The sequence below is a fragment of the Actinoallomurus soli genome (genome assembly GCF_024055715.1).
Taxonomy (GTDB): Bacteria; Actinomycetota; Actinomycetes; order Streptosporangiales; family Streptosporangiaceae; genus Actinoallomurus; species Actinoallomurus soli.
Genome location: NZ_JAMXMV010000028.1, coordinates 1 through 20,787 on the forward strand (window position 1 = coordinate 1; position 20,787 = coordinate 20,787).

The 20,787-nt window shown below is 75.0% G+C and carries 21 protein-coding genes and 1 riboswitch; of the genes, 17 read left to right on the plus strand and 4 right to left on the minus strand.

Annotated features, from left to right (window positions below):
- Positions 1-187 precede the first annotated feature (187 nt).
- The 3 genes from NDW01_RS37700 to NDW01_RS37710 form a co-directional block, all read right to left on the minus strand.
- Positions 188-1,222 carry an alpha/beta hydrolase gene (locus tag NDW01_RS37700; protein WP_252829192.1) on the minus strand — a complete coding sequence of 345 codons (1,035 nt, stop codon included), beginning with the start codon at positions 1,220-1,222 and terminating at the stop codon, positions 188-190.
- 172 nt (positions 1,223-1,394) lie between these two features.
- Positions 1,395-1,505 (minus strand): DUF397 domain-containing protein, encoded by a 111-nt coding sequence (locus tag NDW01_RS37705; RefSeq protein WP_252829193.1) that lies wholly within the window; start codon positions 1,503-1,505, stop codon positions 1,395-1,397.
- A gap of 5 nt (positions 1,506-1,510) precedes the next feature.
- Positions 1,511-2,401: a helix-turn-helix domain-containing protein gene (locus NDW01_RS37710; RefSeq protein WP_252786693.1), complete on the minus strand. Its 891-nt coding sequence runs from the start codon at positions 2,399-2,401 to the stop codon at positions 1,511-1,513.
- Positions 2,402-2,721: 320 nt separating this feature from the next.
- Here NDW01_RS37710 and NDW01_RS37715 point away from each other — a divergent pair, with 320 nt between their 5' ends.
- Positions 2,722-2,991: a hypothetical protein gene (locus NDW01_RS37715; protein WP_252829194.1), complete on the plus strand. Its 270-nt coding sequence runs from the start codon at positions 2,722-2,724 to the stop codon at positions 2,989-2,991.
- A 275-nt stretch (positions 2,992-3,266) separates the two neighbouring features.
- Positions 3,267-3,542, plus strand: coding sequence for a DUF6504 family protein (locus NDW01_RS37720; RefSeq protein ID WP_252829195.1), 276 nt, complete (start codon positions 3,267-3,269; stop codon positions 3,540-3,542).
- Positions 3,543-3,622: 80 nt separating this feature from the next.
- Here the strand turns inward: NDW01_RS37720 and NDW01_RS37725 are convergent, their stop codons facing one another.
- Positions 3,623-4,651: an LLM class F420-dependent oxidoreductase gene (locus NDW01_RS37725; RefSeq protein ID WP_252829196.1), complete on the minus strand. Its 1,029-nt coding sequence runs from the start codon at positions 4,649-4,651 to the stop codon at positions 3,623-3,625.
- A gap of 213 nt (positions 4,652-4,864) precedes the next feature.
- A riboswitch (cobalamin riboswitch) is annotated at positions 4,865-5,035 on the plus strand.
- A gap of 71 nt (positions 5,036-5,106) precedes the next feature.
- Here NDW01_RS37725 and NDW01_RS37730 point away from each other — a divergent pair.
- The 15 genes from NDW01_RS37730 to cobT all read left to right on the plus strand — a co-directional run bounded on the left by NDW01_RS37730 (position 5,107) and on the right by cobT (position 20,729).
- Positions 5,107-7,191 (plus strand): magnesium chelatase subunit D family protein, encoded by a 2,085-nt coding sequence (locus NDW01_RS37730; RefSeq protein WP_252829257.1) that lies wholly within the window; start codon positions 5,107-5,109, stop codon positions 7,189-7,191.
- Positions 7,192-7,299: 108 nt separating this feature from the next.
- On the plus strand, positions 7,300-7,902 hold the full coding sequence (cobO, locus tag NDW01_RS37735) for a cob(I)yrinic acid a,c-diamide adenosyltransferase (RefSeq protein WP_252829197.1): 603 nt from the start codon (positions 7,300-7,302) through the stop codon (positions 7,900-7,902).
- Between the two features lie 34 nt (positions 7,903-7,936).
- Positions 7,937-9,328, plus strand: a complete 1,392-nt coding sequence (locus NDW01_RS37740) for a cobyrinate a,c-diamide synthase (protein ID WP_252829258.1) — start codon at positions 7,937-7,939, stop codon at positions 9,326-9,328.
- Positions 9,325-9,861 carry a GNAT family N-acetyltransferase gene (locus tag NDW01_RS37745; RefSeq protein ID WP_252829198.1) on the plus strand — a complete coding sequence of 179 codons (537 nt, stop codon included), beginning with the start codon at positions 9,325-9,327 and terminating at the stop codon, positions 9,859-9,861. Before NDW01_RS37740 ends, NDW01_RS37745 begins: the two co-directional genes overlap by 4 nt.
- Positions 9,858-10,607, plus strand: coding sequence for a precorrin-2 C(20)-methyltransferase (gene cobI, locus NDW01_RS37750; protein WP_252829199.1), 750 nt, complete (start codon positions 9,858-9,860; stop codon positions 10,605-10,607). Before NDW01_RS37745 ends, cobI begins: the two co-directional genes overlap by 4 nt.
- Before the next feature lie 65 nt (positions 10,608-10,672).
- The gene (gene cobM / locus NDW01_RS37755; RefSeq protein ID WP_252829200.1) at positions 10,673-11,467 is read left to right on the plus strand and encodes a precorrin-4 C(11)-methyltransferase; all 795 of its coding nucleotides are present in this window, start codon (positions 10,673-10,675) and stop codon (positions 11,465-11,467) included.
- A 7-nt stretch (positions 11,468-11,474) separates the two neighbouring features.
- Positions 11,475-12,632, plus strand: coding sequence for a cobalt-precorrin-5B (C(1))-methyltransferase (locus tag NDW01_RS37760; protein WP_252829201.1), 1,158 nt, complete (start codon positions 11,475-11,477; stop codon positions 12,630-12,632).
- Positions 12,629-13,807, plus strand: a complete 1,179-nt coding sequence (gene cbiE / locus NDW01_RS37765) for a precorrin-6y C5,15-methyltransferase (decarboxylating) subunit CbiE (RefSeq protein WP_252829202.1) — start codon at positions 12,629-12,631, stop codon at positions 13,805-13,807. The genes NDW01_RS37760 and cbiE overlap by 4 nt, the downstream gene beginning before the upstream one ends.
- Positions 13,804-15,666 (plus strand): precorrin-3B C(17)-methyltransferase, encoded by a 1,863-nt coding sequence (gene cobJ, locus NDW01_RS37770; protein ID WP_252829203.1) that lies wholly within the window; start codon positions 13,804-13,806, stop codon positions 15,664-15,666. Before cbiE ends, cobJ begins: the two co-directional genes overlap by 4 nt.
- Positions 15,663-15,935, plus strand: a complete 273-nt coding sequence (locus tag NDW01_RS37775) for an indolepyruvate ferredoxin oxidoreductase subunit alpha (RefSeq protein ID WP_252829204.1) — start codon at positions 15,663-15,665, stop codon at positions 15,933-15,935. The genes cobJ and NDW01_RS37775 overlap by 4 nt, the downstream gene beginning before the upstream one ends.
- The gene (locus NDW01_RS37780; RefSeq protein ID WP_252829205.1) at positions 15,932-17,002 is read left to right on the plus strand and encodes a HoxN/HupN/NixA family nickel/cobalt transporter; all 1,071 of its coding nucleotides are present in this window, start codon (positions 15,932-15,934) and stop codon (positions 17,000-17,002) included. Before NDW01_RS37775 ends, NDW01_RS37780 begins: the two co-directional genes overlap by 4 nt.
- Positions 16,999-17,607 (plus strand): precorrin-8X methylmutase, encoded by a 609-nt coding sequence (locus NDW01_RS37785; RefSeq protein WP_252829206.1) that lies wholly within the window; start codon positions 16,999-17,001, stop codon positions 17,605-17,607. Before NDW01_RS37780 ends, NDW01_RS37785 begins: the two co-directional genes overlap by 4 nt.
- Complete coding sequence (locus NDW01_RS37790) at positions 17,604-18,506, plus strand: sirohydrochlorin chelatase (RefSeq protein ID WP_252829207.1); 903 nt, start codon at positions 17,604-17,606, stop codon at positions 18,504-18,506. Before NDW01_RS37785 ends, NDW01_RS37790 begins: the two co-directional genes overlap by 4 nt.
- Positions 18,496-19,557, plus strand: a complete 1,062-nt coding sequence (gene cobC / locus NDW01_RS37795) for an Rv2231c family pyridoxal phosphate-dependent protein CobC (RefSeq protein WP_252829208.1) — start codon at positions 18,496-18,498, stop codon at positions 19,555-19,557. The genes NDW01_RS37790 and cobC overlap by 11 nt, the downstream gene beginning before the upstream one ends.
- A gap of 17 nt (positions 19,558-19,574) precedes the next feature.
- Positions 19,575-20,729, plus strand: a complete 1,155-nt coding sequence (cobT, locus tag NDW01_RS37800) for a nicotinate-nucleotide--dimethylbenzimidazole phosphoribosyltransferase (RefSeq protein WP_252829209.1) — start codon at positions 19,575-19,577, stop codon at positions 20,727-20,729.
- Positions 20,730-20,787 lie beyond the last annotated feature (58 nt).

Below are 20,787 nucleotides of genomic sequence, written 5' to 3' on the forward strand. Positions count from 1 at the left end.
CCGCGAACTCCGGCCCGATGATCCCTGGTGATCGCTGCGCCCTATCAGCAGCGGTCACCAGGGAGCTGCTGGTCTCAGCGGCTCCGGCCCTCGCCACCGCCCGGGAGCGGGCCAGGCCGACTTCGGCTCGTCGCTCGTTCACCCGGTCGGGGTCCGCGCCATTCTCGCCGGAGCGGGCGGGCCGGCCTCAGGGGCTGAGGCGCTCGGCGAGCCAGGCCAGCGAAAGCGGGTAGCGGTACTCGATCGCGCCGTGGCCGGCCCCGAACAGCTCGAAGTGCACGGCGTCGTCCTTGACGCCGGCGGCCTCGACCGCGCGGCGGAAGGCCTGGGCGCCCAGGTCGAGGTGGTACTCGTCCCGATTGCCCGCGTCGATCCAGACCGCTCGCATCGAGCGCAGCGCCTCGGCGTACTCCGGGCGTTGCGGCATCAGCACCGGGTCCCACCGCAGCCAGCGCTCCCAGACCTCGGGGACGACCGCGCCGGTGTCGTCGAAGGGCAGGTGCACGGTGCCGTCCTCGTCGGCGGAGTACGCCGCGGAGTAGCCGTAGATCTCGATGAGCGGGAAGTCGGTCTCCCGGGTGCCGGCGAGGTGATCGCGGAAATCGGCGAGGAACTTGTCGATCGAGCCGTCGAAGGAGTCGCGCAGCATGCGGGCGAGCCTCGGGAATCCGGGGCGGTAGCAGACCTCGAAGAGGGCATCGCCGGCGTGGGTGGCGAGCGCGCCGAACAGGTCGGGCCGCAGCAGCGGAGTGATCATCGCGCCGTAGCCGCCGCTGGACTTGCCGCTGATGCCGCGGTGGTCCCGGTCGGGCAGCGTCCGGTAGTGCGCGTCCACCCACGGCACGATCTCGTCGCACAGGTAGGAGTGGTAGCGCCCGGTGGCGGGGGAGTCGAGGTACTGGCTGCCGCCGAGGGCCGTCCAGGCGTCGACGTACACGACGATCACGGGCGGGGCCTCGCCGCGGCCGAAGACCCCGTCGGCCAGTTCGGGGAAGGGCTGCCGCCAGGGGCTGCGGTTGCGCCACATCGGGAGGTGCCCGGTGTACCCCTGGATGACGTACACGGTGGGGTAGCGGCGGTCCGGCTCGTCGTCGTACCCCGGCGGGACGTACACCCACAGCGGCCGGCGGTGCGGATCGCCGAGGGGGTTGTCGCGCAGCAGTTCGCTGGTGAACTCGTGTTCGTCGATACGTCCGGCAAGGTCGGCCGACCAGGGCAGCATGCGGTCTCCTTCTGCGCGACTGCTGATGCCGCCGACCCTAACCCGTCCCCACGGCGCTCCGGCCGCCGCCGGCCGTGAGGCCGTGGAAGCGGGACTCCGCGGCCGTTCCCGGGGCGGCGCCGGCTCGGTCGCCGGAGGTGCCGCCGGCTCGGTCGCCGGAGGTGCCGCCGGCTCAGCCGCCGGACGTGCCGCCGACGGCGGCGACCTCGACGCAGTCGGCGTTGTTGGAGCTACGGCTGCTCTTCCGCCAGCCGACGTCCACGAGATCGGGATGGCCACTCACGTGGATCATCTCCGCGGGTACGGGGAGGCGTCCTTGAACTCGTCCGCCGCCGCCGTGATGAACTCGGCCGACTCGTCGGGTGGCAGCGCGGCGGCCCGCAGATGGTCGAACCAGGTCGTGTGGCGCCGGACGTCCTTCTCCTTCTCGAGGAAGATGTTCCCGGCGGGGCAGTCGATGTAGACGACGTCCAGGTCCGTGGGGTCCGGGAAACCGATGATCGTGAAGGCGCCGTCCACGCCGGGGTGGGCGCCGCGGGCGAACGGCAGCACCTGGATCGTGACGCCCGGCAGTTCGCCGACCTCGAGCAGCCGCATGAGCTGGGACCGCATCACGGTCACCCCGCCGATCGGCCGGCGCAGCACCGCCTCGTCGAGCACGGCCCACAGTTCGAGCGAGCCGGACTCGTGGAGCATGGCCTGGCGGCGGGTGCGCAGGGCGATGCGCCGGTCGACGTTCTCCGGCGTCTCGCCGGGCCGCCCCGCTTTGATCAGCGCACGGGCGTACTCCTCCGTCTGCAGCAGGCCGGGCACGAGGTGGGTCTGGAACGTCCGGATCGACGCGGCCGACGCCTCCAGGCCGATGTAGGTGTCCAGGCCCGCCGATGCGGACAGCACCGCCTCGTACTCCGTCCACCAGCCGCGCTGCTGGGCGTCCTTGGCGAGGCCGAGGAGCTGGTCGCGCTGCGAGCCCTCGGGCAGGCCGTACAGGTCGAGCATGTCGCGGACGTCGCGGATGCGCGCCACGGACTTGCCGGTCTCGATGCGGCTGACGCGGGACATGGAGCACTCGAGGTGCTTCGCGACGTCCTCGATCATGAGGCCGGCGGCCTCCCGGAGCCTGCGCAGTTCCATTCCCAGCCGGCGCCGGCGGACGGTGGGACTACGGCCATCGGACATGAGGCACCTCCATGGCGAGCGTCCTGCGCGTAATGCGAGGAGAATGGGGACCGATGGTGGGCGGTCGGCGCCGCCGAAACCTGCGGCCGGGCCGCGTCGGGGCCGTTGAACTGTGCACGGGTGATGCCGAATCCGTCTGATCTATTGGTCCGAAAATACTTGCACGTAAAAGTGAGGCGGGACATCCTGACAGGGGAGGTCACTCACCGTTGCCATCTGGGCACCTTTTGCCACCATCGGATAGGCACCTTACCTGTTGAACGCCCTAGGGCGTACCCCTTCCTGCCGTAACGTCCAAAGCGTGAGAGGGGTGGCATCTCATGGCCGCCACTTCGGGATACGCGCTCGGGCCGCGGCGACGCCACCTGGAGGCGCTCGCCCGCGAAGTCGAGGCGCGCGGTCTTCAGGCGTCCCTGACCGAGGACCTGATGCTGCGCGTGGTGGATCCGCCCAGCGGGCACGGCGTCCTGGTGGTCGCCATGCCGATGTCCCGGATCCGATGGTCCTACCTGTGGGCCGGTGGCGGGCAGGCCGACGCCGACGACCCCGCCCGCGCCGCCGAGCTGATCGCGCGAACGCTCACCCGCTGAGTCGGGCCTCGGGGGCGCTCGCCGCTGGGTCTGGACCTCGGGCGCTCGCCCGCTGAGCCCGCGTTCGCGGTCGGAGCCCGCCGGTCCTGGATCCGTCGCTCTCGGGCGGGGGCGCGTCAAGGGCTTGACGAACACCTTGGTCGAACGTATGTTCGAATCTGTCGCCTGCCTTCCCCCAGGCTCACTCCCTGTCACCGATCCGAGAGGCGGGCGGCCCGCGTGGGCGGAGCGAGCGATGGACGTGCGAGGCGCGCCGGCGCGCCGGGTCGTGGGCGATGAGCCGGGTGTACGGCGACCCCGTCGAAGTCTGGCTCGCCGACGGCAGGCCGTCCCGGTTCGTCTGGCGCGGCCAGCTCTACACGGTGCTGCGGGTGCTGGACCGCTGGGTCACCACCCGCGACTGGTGGCACGAACGCCACCCGGAGGCCCCGGAGGGCGGCGAGCGGGAGTTCTGGCGCGTCGAGGCGACCCCGGACCGGACGGCCGGCGTGTACGAGCTGCGCCACGACCGGGCGACCGGCACGTGGATGCTGTCCCGCGCCTGGAACTGACTTGGCCCGTGAATGCCGTCCCGCGCCCGGGACTGACGGGCCTGTGGATGCCGTCCCGCGCCCGGGCCTGAGGGGCCCGGTCAGGCGGGTACGAGGTCGCGGATCGCCTTCAGGGTCGGCTCGTCCTTGACCCCGGCGATGAGGAGCGTGGTCACGGGGGAGTCCCGCCACAGCTGGAGCCGTTCCCTGACGCGGCCGATCGGGCCGAGCAGGGAGATCGAGTCGGCCAGGTCGTCCGGCACCGCCCTGATCGCCTCGTCGCGCCGGCCCGCCAGGAACAGCTCCTGCACCCGCGCGGCCTCCTCGGCGTATCCGAGCCGTCCGATCAGGTCCAGGTGGAAGTTGCGGTCCCGTGCCCCCATACCGCCGATGTAGAAGGCGAGCGGGACCTTGGCGAACTCCAGCGCGGTCGCCAGGTCGTCGGTGACGATCGTCGTCACGGTCGCGGCGATGTCGAACCCCTCGGCGCGGCCGGCCAGTGAGGCGCCGAAGACCGTCTCGATCCGCGTCGGGTCGACGAAGAGGGGCAGCCAGCCGTCGGCGATCTCGGCGGCCAGGGCGATGTTCTTCGGCCCCTCCGCGCCGAGGTACACCGGGATGTCCGGGCGCACCGGATGGACGATCGACTTGAGCGGCTTGCCGAGGCCGGTCACGCGGCCCGGCCCGTACGCGGAGGCCGGCAGCGGCAGCGGGTAGTGCGGGCCGGGGGAGGTCACCGGCTCCGCCCGCCGCCACACGTCCCGCAGGATCCGGACGTACTCGCGCGTGCGCTCCAGTGGGCGGGCGAACGGCACGCCGTACCAGCCCTCCATGACCTGGGGGCCGGACGCGCCGATGCCGAGGGTGAGCCGGCCGCCGGACAGCGCGTCGAGGGTCAGGGCGTGCATGGCGGTCGCGGCGGGCGTGCGGGCGGACATCTGGGCCACCGCCGTGCCCAGCCTGATGCGCGAGGTCCGCGCGGCGTACCAGGTGAGCGTGGTGAAGGCGTCCGAGCCGTACGCCTCGGCGGTGTAGACGTACTCATAGCCGAGCCGTTCGGCGGCCAGCACCGTCTCGGTCGCGTCCTCCGGATCCCGCTGCCAGTAGCCGACGTTGATGCCGAGCCTCATCCGCGCGCCTCCCAAAGTAGAACAAGTTCTATTCAAGCAGATCGCTTCTCTCCGGGCAGCGGCCGGCCGCTCCGCGATAACGTGCTCCCGCCGTGTTCCCGGCCGCTCCGCGACGGCGGGCACCCGCCGTGCACCCGGCGGGAGACCCCGCCGCCCGCGCGCCGGAGCACGGACGGGGGCCGTACCTGCGGTGTCGCGCGTCAGGCCGGATATGTCATGCTGTCCTCCGGCGGTACGCGGAGGAACCCGGTGCGAATCCGGGGCTGTCGCGCAACTGTGACCGGGAAGTCCTTCCCCAGAAGCAGGCCACGGCGTGAGCCGGAAGGCCGGGGGCGGGCGGTGATCCGGGAGCCAGGAGACTCCGGCCGCCGAATGCCAGGCCACCTACGGGCGCGTTAACCCGAGGAAAGGACGACCACCGGGTGAACACCTATCCGTTCTCCGCCATCACCGGGATGGAGGACCTCAAGCTCGCCCTCCTGATCAACGCGGTCTCCCCGTCCGTCGGCGGGGTGCTGGTCCGCGGCGAGAAGGGCACCGCGAAATCCACCATCGTGCGGGCGCTGGCCGGACTGCTGCCGGAGGTCGCGGTGGTGACGGACTGCCGGTTCTCCTGCGACCCGGAGGCGCCCGACCCGCGGTGCCCCGACGGGCCGCACGGTGCGGACGACGCCCGGCGGGTGCGCCCCGCCCGGCTCGTGGAGCTGCCGATCGGCGCGGCCGAGGACCGCCTGACCGGCTCGCTCGACCTCGAACGCGCGCTGACCGAGGGCGTCCAGGCCTACCAGCCCGGTCTCCTGGCCGCCGCCCACCGCGGCGTGCTGTACGTCGACGAGGTCAACCTGCTGCACGACCACCTCGTCGACCTGCTCCTCGACGCGGCCGCGATGGGCCACTCCTACGTCGAGCGCGAGGGCGTCTCCGTCCGGCACGCCTCGCGGTTCCTGCTCGTCGGCACGATGAACCCCGAAGAAGGCGAGCTCCGGCCGCAGCTCCTGGACCGCTTCGGCCTGACGGTCGAGGTGGCCGCCACCCGCGACCCGGAGGAGCGGGCGGAGGTCGTGCGCCGCAGGCTGGCGTACGAGGCAGACCCGGCGGCGTTCGCGACCGGGTGGGCGCGCGCCGAGACCGAGCTGGCCTGGCGGATCGAGCAGGCCCGCGCCCGGCTGCCCGAGGTCGCCCTGCCCGACGGCGCGCTGCGGCAGATCACGGCGGTGTGCGCGGCGTTCGAGGTGGACGGGCTGCGCGCCGACATCGTCATGGCACGCGCCGCGATGGCCCTCGCCGCCTGGCACGACCGTACGGTCGTCACCGCGGCCGACGTGCGCGTCGCCGCCCGTCTCGCCCTCCCGCACCGGCGCCGCCGCGACCCCTTCGACGCGCCGGGCCTCGACGAGGACAGGCTCGAAGAGGTCCTGGAGGACACCGGCGGGTACGAGGCCGACCAGCAGCCCGCGCCGGATCCCGGGTACGGCGAGGACACGGTGACCGATCTCGTTCCCGAGCAGGGCACCGGCCCGGACCCGCGGCCGGAGCGGGACCCGTCCCCGGACACGGACGAGGGCACGGACCCGGAGGACCCCGACCCCGACGACCCCGGTCCGGACGACGGCCCCGGCGGCGGTGGACCCGACGCTCCCGGCGACGAGCCCCCCGGGCCGCAGGAGGGGGCGCTCGTCGACATCGAGCAGGCCCTGTCCGGCGAGGGCCGCGGCGGGCGCGAGCGGGAGGCGTCCCCGGAGCCGGCGCCCGCCGACGCGCTGTACCGGCCGCGGGGCTTCACCGTGCCCGGCCTCGGCGAGGGCGCGCCGGGCCGCCGTTCGCGGGCCCGCACCCCGTACGGCCGGACGACCGGCGCGCGGCCGGGCACGCGGTCGGTGCACCTGACCGCGACGCTGCTCGCCGCGGCCCCGCACCAGCGCGCCCGCGGCCGCTCCGGCCCCGGCCTCGTCATCCGCTCCGGCGACCTGCGCGAGCGGGTCCGGGAGGGCCGCGAGGGCAACCTGGTGCTGTTCGTCGTCGACGCCAGCGGCTCCATGGCCGCGCGGCAGCGGATGCGCGCCGTCAAGGGGGCCGTGCTCAGCCTCCTCATGGACGCCTACCAGCGCCGCGACAAGGTCGGACTGATCACCTTCCGGGGGACGTCCGCCGAGCTGGCGCTGCCGCCGACCTCCTCCGTCGAGGCCGGCGCGCGGCGCCTCGAGACGCTGCCGACCGGCGGCCGTACCCCCCTCGCCGCCGGCCTGCTCCGCGCCGCCGACGTGCTGCGCACCGAACGCCTGCGCGACCCCGCCCGCCGCGCCCTGCTCGTCCTGGTGACCGACGGGCGGGCCACCCACGGCTCCCCGGCCGATGCGCTGCGCGCCGCCGGCCTGCTGCGCGGCGTCACCTCCGTCGTCGTCGACTGCGAGAGCGGCCCGGTGCGCCTCGGGCTCGCGGGCGGGATCGCCGCCCGCCTCGGAGCCGAGGCCGTGCGCCTGGAGGAACTGGCCGCCGACGCCCTCACCGGCGTCGTCCACGACCGCCGGGCCGCGGCGTGACCCGCCGCGCCGCCACCATCCCCCGGACCGGCGCCGCCGCCGTCCCCGCGACCGGCTCCGTCGCCGTTTCGACCCCGCCCCGCCACCACCGCCGCCGGAAGGACTGACATGCCGCAGGGAAAGCCGTCCCAGGTGCCCGACGACGGGCTGACCACCCGGCAGCGCCGCAACCGCCCTCTCGTGGTCGTCCACACGGGTCCGGGCAAGGGCAAGTCGACCGCCGCCTTCGGCCTGGCCCTGCGCGGCTGGAACCAGGGCTGGCCGATCGGCGTGTTCCAGTTCGTCAAGTCCGCCAAGTGGCGCATCGGCGAGGAGCGGGCGCTGCGGGTGCTCGGCGAGTCCGGCGAGGGCGGCCCGGTCGCCTGGCACAAGATGGGCGAGGGCTGGTCATGGATCCAGCGGCCCGGCACGGAGGAGGACCACGCGGCGGACGCCCGCGAGGGCTGGGAGCAGATCAAACGCGACCTCGCCGCCGAGACCTACACGCTGTACGTGCTGGACGAGTTCACCTATCCGATGAAGTGGGGCTGGGTGGACGTCGAGGACGTGATCGCGACGCTGCGGGACCGCCCGGGGTACCAGCACGTCGTCATCACCGGCCGCGACGCCGATCCGCGGCTGGTGGAGCTCGCCGACCTCGTCACCGAGATGGGCAAGGTCAAGCACCCCATGGACGCGGGCCAGAAGGGCCAGAAGGGCATCGAGTGGTGACGCGTTCCCTGCCGAGGCGGGCGGTCCGGTGAGGATGCCGCGGATCGTCGTCGCCGCCCCCGCCTCCGGGAGCGGCAAGACGACGGTGGCCACCGGCCTGATGGCCGCGCTGACCGCGCGCGGGCTCGACGTCTCCCCGCACAAGGTCGGGCCGGACTACATCGACCCGGGCTACCACGCGCTCGCCGCCGGGCGGCCGGGCCGCAATCTCGACCCCTGGCTGACGTCGGAGGATCTCGTCGCGCCGCTGTTCCTGCACGGCGCGCGGGGCGCGGACGTCGCCGTGGTCGAGGGCGTCATGGGGCTGTTCGACGGCGCGGAGGCCGCCGGGGGCGGGTTCGCCTCGACGGCGCACGTCGCTCGGCTGCTGGACGCGCCGGTCGTGCTGGTCGTGGACGCCTCCTCGGCGGGCCGCTCGATCGCCGCGCTCGTCCACGGGTTCGTCACCTACGACTCCACCGTGCGGATCGGCGGCGTGATCCTCAACCGGGTCGGCTCGGACCGGCACGAGCGGATCTGCCGGGCGGCGATCGAGGAGACGGGCCTGCCGGTGCTCGGGGCACTGCGGCGGAACGCGGACGCCGACACCCCGTCGCGCCACCTCGGCCTCATCCCCGCGGCCGAGCGCCGCGCCGACGCCGTACGGACGGTGGAGCGGCTCGGCGCGCTGGTCGCGGAGTCCTGCGACCTGCAGGGCCTGCTCGCCCTCGCGCACGCCGCCCCGCCGATCGGCGCCCGCCCCTGGGACCCGGCCACGGCGGACCTCACCGCCGCGGCGGCGGGCCGTCCGGCGGCTCCGGGAGAGGACGCCGTACGGCCGGCGGGCCCCGCCGAGGGCGCCGCGCGTCCCGTGGTGGCGGTGGCGGGCGGTCCGGCGTTCACGTTCGGGTACGCCGAGAACGACGAGCTGCTCGCGGCGGCCGGGGCGGACGTCGTGCCCTTCGACCCGCTGCGCGACGAGACGCTGCCCGAGGGCACGCGCGGCGTCGTGATCGGCGGTGGCTTCCCCGAGATGTACGCGGCGGAGCTGGCCGCCAACGAGCCGCTGCGCCGGCAGGTCGCCGCGTTCGGCGGCCCGATCTACGCCGAGTGCGCCGGCCTGCTCTACCTCGCCCGTACGCTCGATGGCGCGCCGATGTGCGGGGTCGTCGACGCCGAGGCGTCCATGACGTCCCGCCTCACCCTCGGTTACCGCGAGGCGGTCGCGGTGACCGACTCGCCGGTCGCGCGGACCGGCGAACGCTTCCGCGGCCACGAGTTCCACCGCACGGCGGTGCGGCGCGGGCCGGACGCCGCGGCCGCCTGGCGCTGGCCCGGGGCCGGGCCGGAGGGATTCGCCGCCCCTCTCCGCCTCGCCTCCTACCTTCATCTCCACTGGGCTGGTAGTCCGGAGATGGCGAGCCGTTTCGCAGGAGCGTGCCGATGACCTTCGACATGGGAGTGCTGCTGGAGACCCAGCGGCTGCTGCTGCGCCCGTTCGAGGAGGGCGACACGGCGGACGTCCTGGCGGCGAGCCGCGACCCGGAGATCCTCCGCTGGATGCCCTGGGCGCCCGCCCAGACCGCCGAGACCGCGCTGGCCTGGTGCGTGTCGCATGCGCACGTCGATCCGACGCTGGGGGTCAACTTCGCCATCGTCGCCGGGGACCGGTTCGCCGGCACCGTCGGCCTGGGCCGCACGGACTGGGCCGACGGCCGCGTCGAGGTCGGCTACTGGATCGCGCCGTGGGCGCGGCGCAAGGGCTACGCCGTCGAGGCGACGCGCGCCGCCGCCGCGTACGCCTTCGAGAAGGGCCTGCACCGGGTCGAGCTGCTGGCCGCCGTCGGCAACCTGGCGTCGCAGGGCGTCGCGGCGAAGGCCGGCTTCACCCGGGAGGGCGTGCTGCGCCAGGCCATGGTGATCCCGGCCGGACGGGTCGACGCCGTGCTGTTCAGCCTGCTGGAGAGTGAACTGACATGAAATCGGACAGACCACGCCTGATCGGCGTGGGCGTCGGGCCGGGCGACCCCGAGCTCGTCACGGTCCGGGCGGTCCGGATCCTGCGCGAGGCCGACGTCGTCCTCGTCCCCGTGATGGCCCTGGACGAGCCCGGCCGCGCCGAGTCCGTCGTCCGCGCGTACACCGACCGGGCCGAACGCGTCGTCTTCGCCCTCAACGACCGGGGCGGGCGCAGCGAGCGGCGGGTCGGCGCCTGGGACGCGGCCGCGCGCCGGGTGGTCGAGGCGTTCGCCGGCGGAGCGCGGACGGTGGCGTTCGCCACGATCGGTGACCCGAACGTCTACTCCACCTTCACCTACCTCGCCCGGACCGTACGCGAACGGGAGCCGGGCGTGGAGGTCGAGACCGTGCCGGGCGTCACCGCGATGCAGGACCTCGCCGCGCGGTCGGGGACCGTGCTGACCGAGGGCGACGAGTCGCTGTGCCTGCTGCCGCTGACGGGCGGCGCCACGCGCCTCCGGACGGCCCTGGAGACGCGGGACACGGTCGTCGCGTACAAGTTCGGCCGGGTCGCCGAGGAGACCCTGGCGGCCGTACGGGACGCGGGCCGGCTCGACGACGCGGTGTACGGCGCGCGGCTCGGCCTGCCCGACGAGGACGTACGCGCGGCGAAGGAACTGGAGGGGCCGGTCCCGTACCTGTCGACGCTGATCGTGCCCGGCCGCCGGACCGTCACCGGCGGCAAGCTGAACGGGGGACGTCCATGACCGAGCGGGGCGAGGAAATCGGCGAGCACGGCACTTTCGGTCATGAGGCCGACGAAGGGAGTCCCATGACCGGACGCGTGGTGTTCGTCGGAGCGGGGCCGGGCGCGGCGGACCTGCTGACGTTCCGGGCGGCGAAGGCGATCGCCGAGGCGGACGTGGTGATCTGGGCGGCCAGCCTGGTCCACGAGGACGTGCTCCAGCACGCCCGCCCGGAGGCGGAGATCGTCGACTCGGCGCGGCTGCCCATGGAGGGCGTCCTGCCGTACTACGAGCGCGCCGCCGCCGAGGGCCTGACCGTGGCGCGGATCCACTCCGGCGACCCGGCGCTGTGGGGCGCGCTGCAGGAGCAGCTCGACCGCTGCCGCGCGCTGGGCCTGGAGACCGAGGTCGTCCCGGGCGTGTCCAGCTTCTCGGCCGTCGCCGCCGCCGTGGAGCGGGAGCTGACCATCCCCGAGGTCGCCCAGTCGGTGATCCTCACGCGCCTCGGCGGGGGCAAGACGCCGATGCCGCCGGGGGAGGAGGTCCGGGAGTTCGCCCGGCACGGCACGACGATGGCGCTGTTCCTGTCGGCGGCGCGGTCCAGGCAGCTGCAGGAGGAGCTCCTGGAGGGCGGGTATCCGCCGGACACGCCCTGCGTGGTCGCCTACCAGTGCACCTGGCCCGACGAGCTGATCGTGCGCTGCCGCCTCGACGCGCTGGAGGAGACCGTCAAGGAGCACAAGCTGTGGAAGCACACGCTCGTGCTGGTCGGCGCCGCGCTGGAGGCCGGCGGCACCCGCTCGCACCTGTACCACCCGGGCCACTTCCACGGCCACCGGCGCGCGGACCGGGCGGCCCGCAGGGCCCTGCGGGGCGGCTGAGCCGGCGATGACGACACCCTACGAACCCGACATGCCGCGGACCATGAAGGCCCGCGGCACGGCGCTGCGCACCGGCTGGACGACCGGCACCTGCGCCTCCGCGGCGGCCAAGGCCGCGACGGAGGCGCTGGTCACGGGCGCCGCGCCGGAGGTCGTCGAGGTGGCGCTGCCGTCGGGCCGTCGGGTGACGTTCGCGGTCGACTCCTGCGTGCCCGGCGAGGGCAGGGCCGAGGCCGTCGTCGTCAAGGACGCCGGGGACGACCCGGACGTCACGCACGGCGCCCACCTGACCGCCACCGTCTCCTGGCGGGACGAGCCGGGCATCGAGCTGGACGGCGGCGTCGGCGTCGGCGTGGTCACCAAGCCCGGTCTCGGCCTGGAGGTCGGCGGGCCGGCGATCAACCCGGTGCCCCGGCGGATGATCGAGCAGGCGGTGGGGGAGTCGGTGGACCTGACCGCCCGCGGCGTCCGCGTCGTCATCTCGGTGCCCGAGGGCGAGAAGATGGCGCGCAAGACCACGAACCGGCGGCTCGGCATCCTGGGCGGCATCTCGATCCTGGGCACGACGGGGATCGTGCGGCCGTTCTCGACCGCGTCGTGGCGCGCCAGCGTCGAGCAGGCCGTCTCGGTGCTCGCCGCACAGGGCCAGCGGACGCTGGTCCTGTGCACCGGCGGCCGTACCGAGCAGGGCGCGATGGCGATGCTGCCCAAGCTGCCGGACGTGTGCTTCGTCGAGGTCGGCGACTTCACCGGCGCCGCGCTGCGCCGGGCGGTGGAGCACGGCGTCACGCAGGTCGTGTTCGTCGGAATGGCCGGCAAGCTGACCAAGCTCGCGTCCGGCGTCCTGATGACGCACTACACGCGCTCCAAGGTCGACACCGCGCTGCTCGGCGAGATCACCACCGACGCCGGCGGCCCGGCGGACCTGGCCGCGCGGGTCGCGGAGGCGAACACCGCCCGCCACGCGTACGAGCTGTGGGAGGAGGCCGGCCTGCTCGGCCGCGCCGGTCGCGAGCTGTGCCGCCGCGTCGCCGGGGTGCTGGAGCGCTTCGCCGAGGACCAGGCGGCCCAGGTGCCCGGGGCGAGCGGCGTCGCGGCGCAGGTCGTCCTCGTCGACTTCACCGGCAAGCGGATGATCGCGATGTACGGGCGGCTGGCCCGATGATCACGGTGGTGGGCTGCGACGGCTCTCCGCCGTCCCCCAAGGCGGTGGACCGGATCCGGGCCGCCTCCCTGCTCGTCGGCGCCCGCCGGCACCTGGAGGCCGCGCGCCCGCCGGAGCACGCGCGCCGGATCGTGCTCGGCGACGTGACGGCGGCGCTCGACCAGGTCGACGCGGCGGACGGCGACGTCGTCGTGCTGGCCAGCGGCGACCCGGCCTTCTTCGGCATCCTGCGGGCGCTGCGCGGGCGCGGCCACGCCCCGGAGGTCCTGCCCGCCGTGTCCTCGGTGGCGACCGCGTTCGCGCGGATCGGCCTGCCCTGGGACGACGCGGTCGTCGTGAGCGCGCACGGCCGTGACCCGCGCACGGCCGTGAACGCCTGCCGGGCGCTGCCGAAGGTCGCCGTCCTCACCGCGCCGTCCTGCGGCCCGGACGTCATCGCCGCCGGGCTCGCCGGCTGGGACCGCACGCTCTGGGTGGCCGAGCGCCTCGGCGGCCCCGATGAGCGGGTCGTCCGGTGCACGCGGGCCGAGGCCGCCGCCCGCGACTGGGCGGACCCGAACGTCGTGGTCGCCCTCGACGAGGACCGGCTCGCCGGCGGGGCCCGCGTGCACGACCAGCCCGCCGCGCCGCCGGACGGCTGGGCGCGCGCGGACGACGCGTACGACCACCGCGCCGGAATGATCACCAAGTGGGAGGTGCGCGCGGTCGCGCTGTCCCGCCTGCGGCCGACGCTCGGCCGGCTGATCTGGGACGTCGGCGCGGGCAGCGGCTCGGTCGGGATCGAGTGCGCCGAGCACCACGCGGCCGTCATCGCCGTCGAGCGCGACCCGGCGGCCTGCGCGCTGATCCGCCGCAACGCCCGCTCCCACGGCGTGCGCGTGGTCGAGGGCGCCGCGCCCGAGGCGTACGACGCGCTGCCCGACCCCGACGCGGTGTTCGTCGGCGGCGGCGGCCTCGACGCGCTCGGCGGGGCCCTCGCGCGCCGCCCGGAGACGGTGGTCGCGACGTTCGCGGCGGTCGACCGGGCCGCGGGCGCGCGGCGGCTGCTGGCCGACGCGGGCTACTCGGTCGAGGGCGTGCAGGTGGCGGCGTCGCGGTTCGCCGACCTGCCCGGCGGGTCGTTCCGGCTGGAGGCGCAGAATCCGGTGTTCGTGCTGACGGGGAGGTCACGGTGACGGAGACGACGGGACGGACCGCCGCGGGATCGGAGGCGCCGGGACGTACGGGCGCGGAGACGGAGACGACAGGGCGTACGGGCGTGGGGACGGAGGCGACGGGAGCGATGGGCACGGGGACCGGCGTGCGGATCGGCGTCGTCGCGGCGACCGCGAGCGGCCGTACGGCGGCCGAGACGCTGCGCGCGGGGTGGCCGGACGAGGTCCGCGTGCTCACGGCGGACAAGGCCGCCGACGCGCTCCGCGAGGCGTGGCGGACCTGCGACGCCATCGTCAGCTTCCTCGCCGTCGGCGCGACCGTACGGGTGCTGGCGCCGCTGCTCGGCCACAAGACCACCGACCCCGCCGTCGTCTGCGTGGACGAGTCGATGGCCTTCGCGGTCGCCGTCCTCGGCGGTCACCATGGCGGGAACCTGCTCGCCCACCGGCTGACGGGCGTGCTCGGCTGCACGCCGGTCGTGACGACCGCCAGCGACCGCGGCAACGTCACGCCGCTCGACTCCTACGGCGCCGACCTCGGCTTCACCGTCCACAACCCGGACCTGCTCGCCCACGTCGGCGCGGCCGTGCTGTCCGGCGAGCCGGTGCGCGTCGAGGGCGCCGACGGGTGGCCGCTGCCCCCGCTGCCGCCGAACGTCTCGCCCGGCGCCGAGGACGCCGCGCACCGCATCCTCGTCACCGACCACGCCGAGCTGGACTGCATGTGCCACGAGGGATGGTTCGGCGGCGCGCTCGTCTACCGGCCCAAGTCCCTGGTCGTCGGGGTCGGCTCGGCGCGCGGCGTGTCCGCCGAGGAGGTCGGCGCGCTCGTCGACGAGACGCTGGCCGCCGCCGGGGTCGATCCCTCCTCCGTACGGTGCCTGGCGACCGTCGACCTCAAGGCCGACGAGGAGGGCATCCTCCAGGCGGCCGCCGCACGCGGCTGGGAGGTCGTCACCTACCCGGCCGAGACCCTGGCCGCCGTCGCCGTCCCCAACCCCTCCGAGGTGGTCCGCGCCGAGGTCGGCACGCCCAGCGTCGCCGAGGCGGCCGCGCTGCACGGCGCGCGGGCGCACGGCCGGGCCGCCGAACTCGTCGCCGAGAAGCGCAAGTCCGCGAACGCCACGGCCGCCGTCGCCCGGCTCGCGCCGCGCGGACGGCTCTCGATCATCGGCCTCGGGCCCGGTGCGCGCGACCTGCTCACGCCGCGGGCGGTCGCCGCGCTGCAGCGGGCGTCCGTCGTCGTCGGCCTCGACCAGTACCTCGACCAGGTCCGCGACCTGATCCGCCCCGGCACGCGCGTCCTCGCCTCGGGCCTCGGCAAGGAGGAGGAGCGCGCCCGTACCGCCGTCGCCGAGGCGTCGGCCGGGCGCGCCGTCGCGCTCGTCGGCTCCGGCGACGCCGGGGTCTACGCCATGGCCAGCCCGGCGCTGGAGTTCGCCGATGAGGACATCGACGTCGAGGGCGTCCCCGGCATCACCGCCGCCGTGGCCGCCTCGAACCTGCTCGGCGCGCCGCTCGGCCACGACCACGCCTACATCTCCCTGTCCGACCTGCACACCCCCTGGGAGGTCATCGAACGCCGCGTCACCGCCGCCGCCGAGGGCGACTTCACCGTCTGCCTCTACAACCCGCGCAGCCGGGCCCGTGACCGGCAGCTGCCGAAGGCCCTGGCGATCCTCGCCGAGCACCGCCCGCCGGAGACCCCGGTCGGGTACGTCCGCAACGCCACCCGTCCCGACCAGACGGTGACGCTGACGACCCTCGCCGACTTCGATCCGGCGCGGATCGACATGTTCACCGTCGTCCTCGTCGGCTCCAGCCGCAGCCGCGCCGTCGCCGGCCGGTTCGTCACCCCCCGCGGGTACCGATGGGCGTGAGCGAGCCGCCGGGGCGCGGCGCGGCCCTGACGGTGCGCGTCACCGCGCGCTGCCAGGGCTGCGGAGCCTGCCTGCTCACCTGTCCCGAACACGCCATCCGCCCGCACGCCGGGTGGGCCGGCCGCGGCGGCGACCCGCTGCGGGTCCTGCCCGACCGGTGCACCGGATGCGGCGAATGCGCCGAGATCTGCCCGGTCGACGCCATCGAGGACGTTCCCGTGACCCGGCGCCCCGGCCGGGTCGGCGGCCCGTCGAAGGAGGCCCCGTGACGACACCCCCCGTACCCCTGACGGCAGGAACCTGGACGCGCGCCGAACGCGCGCGCCTGTCCGGGATCCTGGGCATCATCGCGCTGCTGCACATCACCGGCTGGTCGCTGTACTTCTACTACTCCCGCAACCTCGCCGCGGCCGGATCCTTCACCGCCGCGGGCGTGACCGCGTACGTCCTCGGCATGCGGCACGCGTTCGACGCCGACCACATCGCCGCGATCGACGACACGACCCGGCTGATGCTGCAGCGCGGCCGGCGGTCCGTCGGCGTCGGCTTCTTCTTCGCGATGGGCCACTCGACGGTCGTGCTCGTGCTCTCCACGGTGATCGCGCTCGCGGCGGGCGCGGCGACCACCGCGCAGATCGACTCCTTCCGCGAGGTCGGCGGCGCCGTCTCGGTCGTCGTCGCGATGGCCTTCCTGCTGCTCGTCGCGGCCCTGAACGCCATGGTGCTGCGCGGCGTCGCCGGGCTGTGGCGGCGGATGACCCGCGGCGAACTCGACGAGCGCGAGCTGGAGATCCAGCTCCTCAACCGCGGCCTGATGAACCGCATGCTCGGCGGCCGGGCCCGCGCGCTGATCAGGTCGTCGTGGCACATGTACCCGGTCGGCCTGCTGTTCGGCCTGGGCCTGGAGACCGCCTCGGAGGTCACCCTCCTCGGACTGGCCGCGCAGAGCGCCGGCCAGGGCGCGCTGCCGCTGCTGGCGACGCTGACCCTGCCGCTGCTGTTCGCCGCCGGGATGAGCGCGCTGGACACCTGCGACAGCCTGCTGATGACCCGCGCGTACTCCTGGGCGTTCCGCAGCCCCGCGCGCAAGCTCTACTACAACATGGCGACCACCGCGATGACGGTGCTGATCGCCGGCTTCATCGGCAGCGTCTACCTCGCCGACCTGCTCGCCAAGTACGCCGGCGCGGCCGTCCTCGGCTCCTACGCCGCCCTCGCCGACCACTTCGAGTACCTCGGCTACGGAATCGTCGCCGTGTTCGTCATCTCCTGGCTCGCCGCGGCCGTCCTCTGGAGAGCGGGCCGATTCGAGCAGCGGTACGGGAGCACCGAATGAAGACCAGGACCATCCACCCCATCGAGGAACGGTCGTACGAGATCCTGCGGTCGCGCGTCGACCTCAGCCCGATGCCGCCCCTGTGGCGGGCCGTCGCCGAGCGCGTCATCCACGCCAGCGCCGACCTGGAGTACGCCGTCGACCTCGTCACCGACGAGGCCCACCTGCGGCGCGGGCTGCGCGCCCTGCGGGCCGGCGCGCCCATCGTCACCGACGTCGCCATGGTCGCCGCCGGCATCACCGGGCGGGAGACGATCTGCTCGGTCGGCGACCCGGCGGCCGCCCGCATGGCGCGGGCCGCGGGCATCACCCGCTCGGCCGCGGCGATCCGCCTGTCGTACGCCGAGGTCGGCCGGGGCGCGATCTGGGTCGTCGGCTGCGCGCCGACCGCCCTGGAGGAGATCATCGCCCGCGACGTCGACCCGGCGCTCGTGATCGGGCTGCCGGTCGGCTTCGTCGGCGCCGCCGAGTCCAAGGAGGCGCTGCGCGAGAGCGGGCTGCCCGCCGTCAGCAACGTCTCCGAGAAGGGCGGCTCCGCCGTGGCCGCCGCCGCCCTCAACGCCCTCCTGTACTACGAGGGCCCGGAAGAAGAAGGAAACGAATGACGCCGCTGCTGCTGGTCGGGCACGGAACACGCGACACGAGCGGAGCCGAGGAGTTCGGCCGGTTCGTCGAGCGGTTGCGGGGCCGGCTGCCGGTCGACGTGTCCGGCGGGTTCATCGAGCTGTCGCCCCCGCCGCTGACCGACGCCGTCGCCGAGCTGTACGACGCGGGGCACCGGCACTTCGCCGCCGTGCCGATGGTGCTGGTCGCCGCCGGGCACGGCAAGGGCGACATCCCCGGCGCGCTCGCCCGCGAACGCGCCCGCCGCCCCGGGCTCTCCTACGTCTACGGCCGTCCCCTCGGCCCGCATCCCCGGCTGCTGGACCTGCTCGACGAGCGCCTGTCCGCGGTCCTGGAGCCGGACGAGCGGGCCGACACCGCCGTGCTGCTCGTCGGCCGGGGCTCGACCGACCCGGACGCCAACGCCGAGGTCCACAAGGTCGCCCGGCTGCTGTGGGAGGGCCGGGGCCTGGGCATGGTCGAGCCGGCGTTCGTGTCGCTGGCCCGGCCCAGTGTGCCCGAGGGACTCGAACGCTGCCGCCGACTCGGCGCGCGCCGCGTCGTCGTGCTGCCGTACTTCCTGTTCCCGGGCGTGCTGCCGGACCGCGTGGCGGCCCAGGCCCGCGCGTACGAGGACGTCGAGGTCCGGTGCGCCGACGTGATCGGCGACTGCGACGGGCTCGCCGACCTGGTCCTCGAACGCTACGAGGAGGCCCTGGCCGGCGACATCCGGATGAACTGCGACACCTGCGTGTACCGCATCGCGATGCCGGGCTTCGAGGACCGCGTCGGCGCGCCGCAGCTCCCGCACCACCATCCCGACGACCCCGCGCACGGACACGGCCACGGGCACGGGCACGGGCACGTCCACGTCCATCCGGGCGACGCCCGTGCCCGCTGACATCGACCTGCGCCACCACGGCGACACGGAGGTCGGGCCCGGCCTGGTGGACCTCGCCGTCAACGTGCGCCCGGGAACGCCGCCCGCCTGGCTCGCCGCGCTGCTGCGCGACAGCGTGGCCGGGCTCGCGGCCTACCCCGACGCCGCCCGCGCCCGCGCGGTGGTGGCCCGTCGGCACGGCCGCTCTCCGGAGGAGGTGCTGCTGACCGCGGGCGCGGCGGAGGCGTTCGTCCTGCTCGCCCGCGTCCTCACGCCCCGGCGCCCGGTCGTCGTGCATCCGCAGTTCACCGAGCCGGAGGCCGCGCTGCGTGCCGCGGGCCACGTCCCCGACCGGGCGATCCTGACCGGTGACTTCCGCCTGCGCGCGGTCTCCGGTGGCACCACGGCGCGGGAGCAGGGTCCGGTGCCCGACGACGCCGACCTGGTGATGCTCGGCAACCCGACCAACCCGACGTCCGTGTTGCACCCGGCGGCGGTCATCGCCGCGCTGGCCCGGCCGGGCCGGACGCTCGTGGTGGACGAGGCGTTCATGGACTGCGTCCCCGGCGAGACCGAGAGCCTCGCCTCCCGTACGGACGTCCCGGGGCTGGTCGTCATCCGCAGCCTCACCAAGACCTGGGGCCTGGCGGGGCTGCGCGTCGGCTACGTCCTCGCCGAGCCGTCTCTGATCGCCCGCCTGGCCGAGGCGCAGCCGCTGTGGTCGGTGTCCACGCCCGCCCTCGTCGCGGCCGAGGCCTGCACGAGCCCCCGCGCCCTCGCCGAGGCCGACGCGTGGGCCCGTGACCTGGCGGTCGAGCGCGACCGGCTGGCGGAGGCGATCCGCGCCCTGGGCCCGCACGTCGTCCCGGGCGCGCGGGCCTCGTTCCTCTGCGTGCGGGTCCCCGGGCCGCCGGGCGGCCTGGCCGTACGCGCGGCGCTGCGCGACCGCGGCTACGCGGTACGGCGCGGCGACACGTTCCCCGGCCTGGGACCCGACTGGCTGCGCGTCGCGGTCCGCGACGCGTCCACCAACGACGCCTTCACCGGCGCGCTCAAGACGGTGCTGACCTGACCCCCTGGGAGAAGCAGATGGAGCTCATCGCCGAGACGATCGCCGCGATCCGGCCGCTGGACGAGGCGGCCATGCGGGCGGCCCGCGAGCGGCACGACCGGTTGACCAAGCCGCGCGGCTCGCTCGGCACGCTGGAGGAGCTGGGGATCCGCCTCGCCGGGGTCGCCGGCGTGTGCCCGCCCCCGCTGCCCGCGCCCGCCGCCGTCGCGGTGTTCGCCGCGGACCACGGCGTGCACGCCCAGGGCGTCACCCCCTGGCCGCAGGAGGTGACCGGCCAGATGGTGCACAACTTCCTCGCGGGCGGCGCCGTCGTCAACGCCTTCGCCCGGCAGGTCGGGGCCGAGGTCACCGTCGTCGACGTGGGCGTCAAGGGAGAGCTGCCCGAGGCGCCCGGCCTGCTCGCCCGGAAGGTCGCGAACGGCACCGCCGACATGACCCAGGGGCCCGCGATGACCGCCGACGAGGCCCGGCGCGCCGTCGAGGTCGGCATCGAGGTCGCCCGCGGCCTCGTCGAGCAGGGCCACCGCTGCCTGCTGACCGGGGACATGGGCATCGCCAACACGACCGCCTCGGCAGCCCTCATCGCCGCCTTCACCGGCCGCGCGGCCGAGGACGTCACCGGATACGGCACGGGCATCGACGACGCCACGCACGCGCGGAAGGTCGAGGTCGTCCGGGCCGCCCTCGCCCGCGCCCGTACCGAATCGTCCGCACCGGACGGCGCAGCGGGTCCGGCCGGTCCGCTGGCGGTCCTCGCGCAGGTCGGCGGGCTGGAGCACGCGGCGATCGCCGGGTTCGTCCTCGGCGCCGCGGCCCACCGCGTCCCCGTCGTGCTCGACGGCGTGATCGCCGGCGCCGCCGCGCTCGTGGCCGTCGCGCTCGCCCCGGCCGCCCGCGACTTCTGCGTCGCCGGGCACCGTTCCGCCGAACCGGGTCACGCCGCCGCCCTCGCGTCCCTGGAGCTGCGCCCGCTCGTCGACCTGGAGCTCCGCCTGGGGGAGGGGACCGGCGCCCTCCTCGCTCTGCCCCTCGTGGCCGGCGCCGTGCGGGTGCTGCACGAGGTCGCCACGTTCGACTCGGCGGGCGTCGCGGACAAGGACGCCGCGGGCGTCGCCGCCGCGGACCCGGCCGGCGGGGCCGATGAGGGCGCCGCCGCGCAGGGGCGCGCCTGACGGGCGCGGGTACCTTTGGTGCCGGACCAGACCGTCCACGTTCTCACCAGGAGATCTT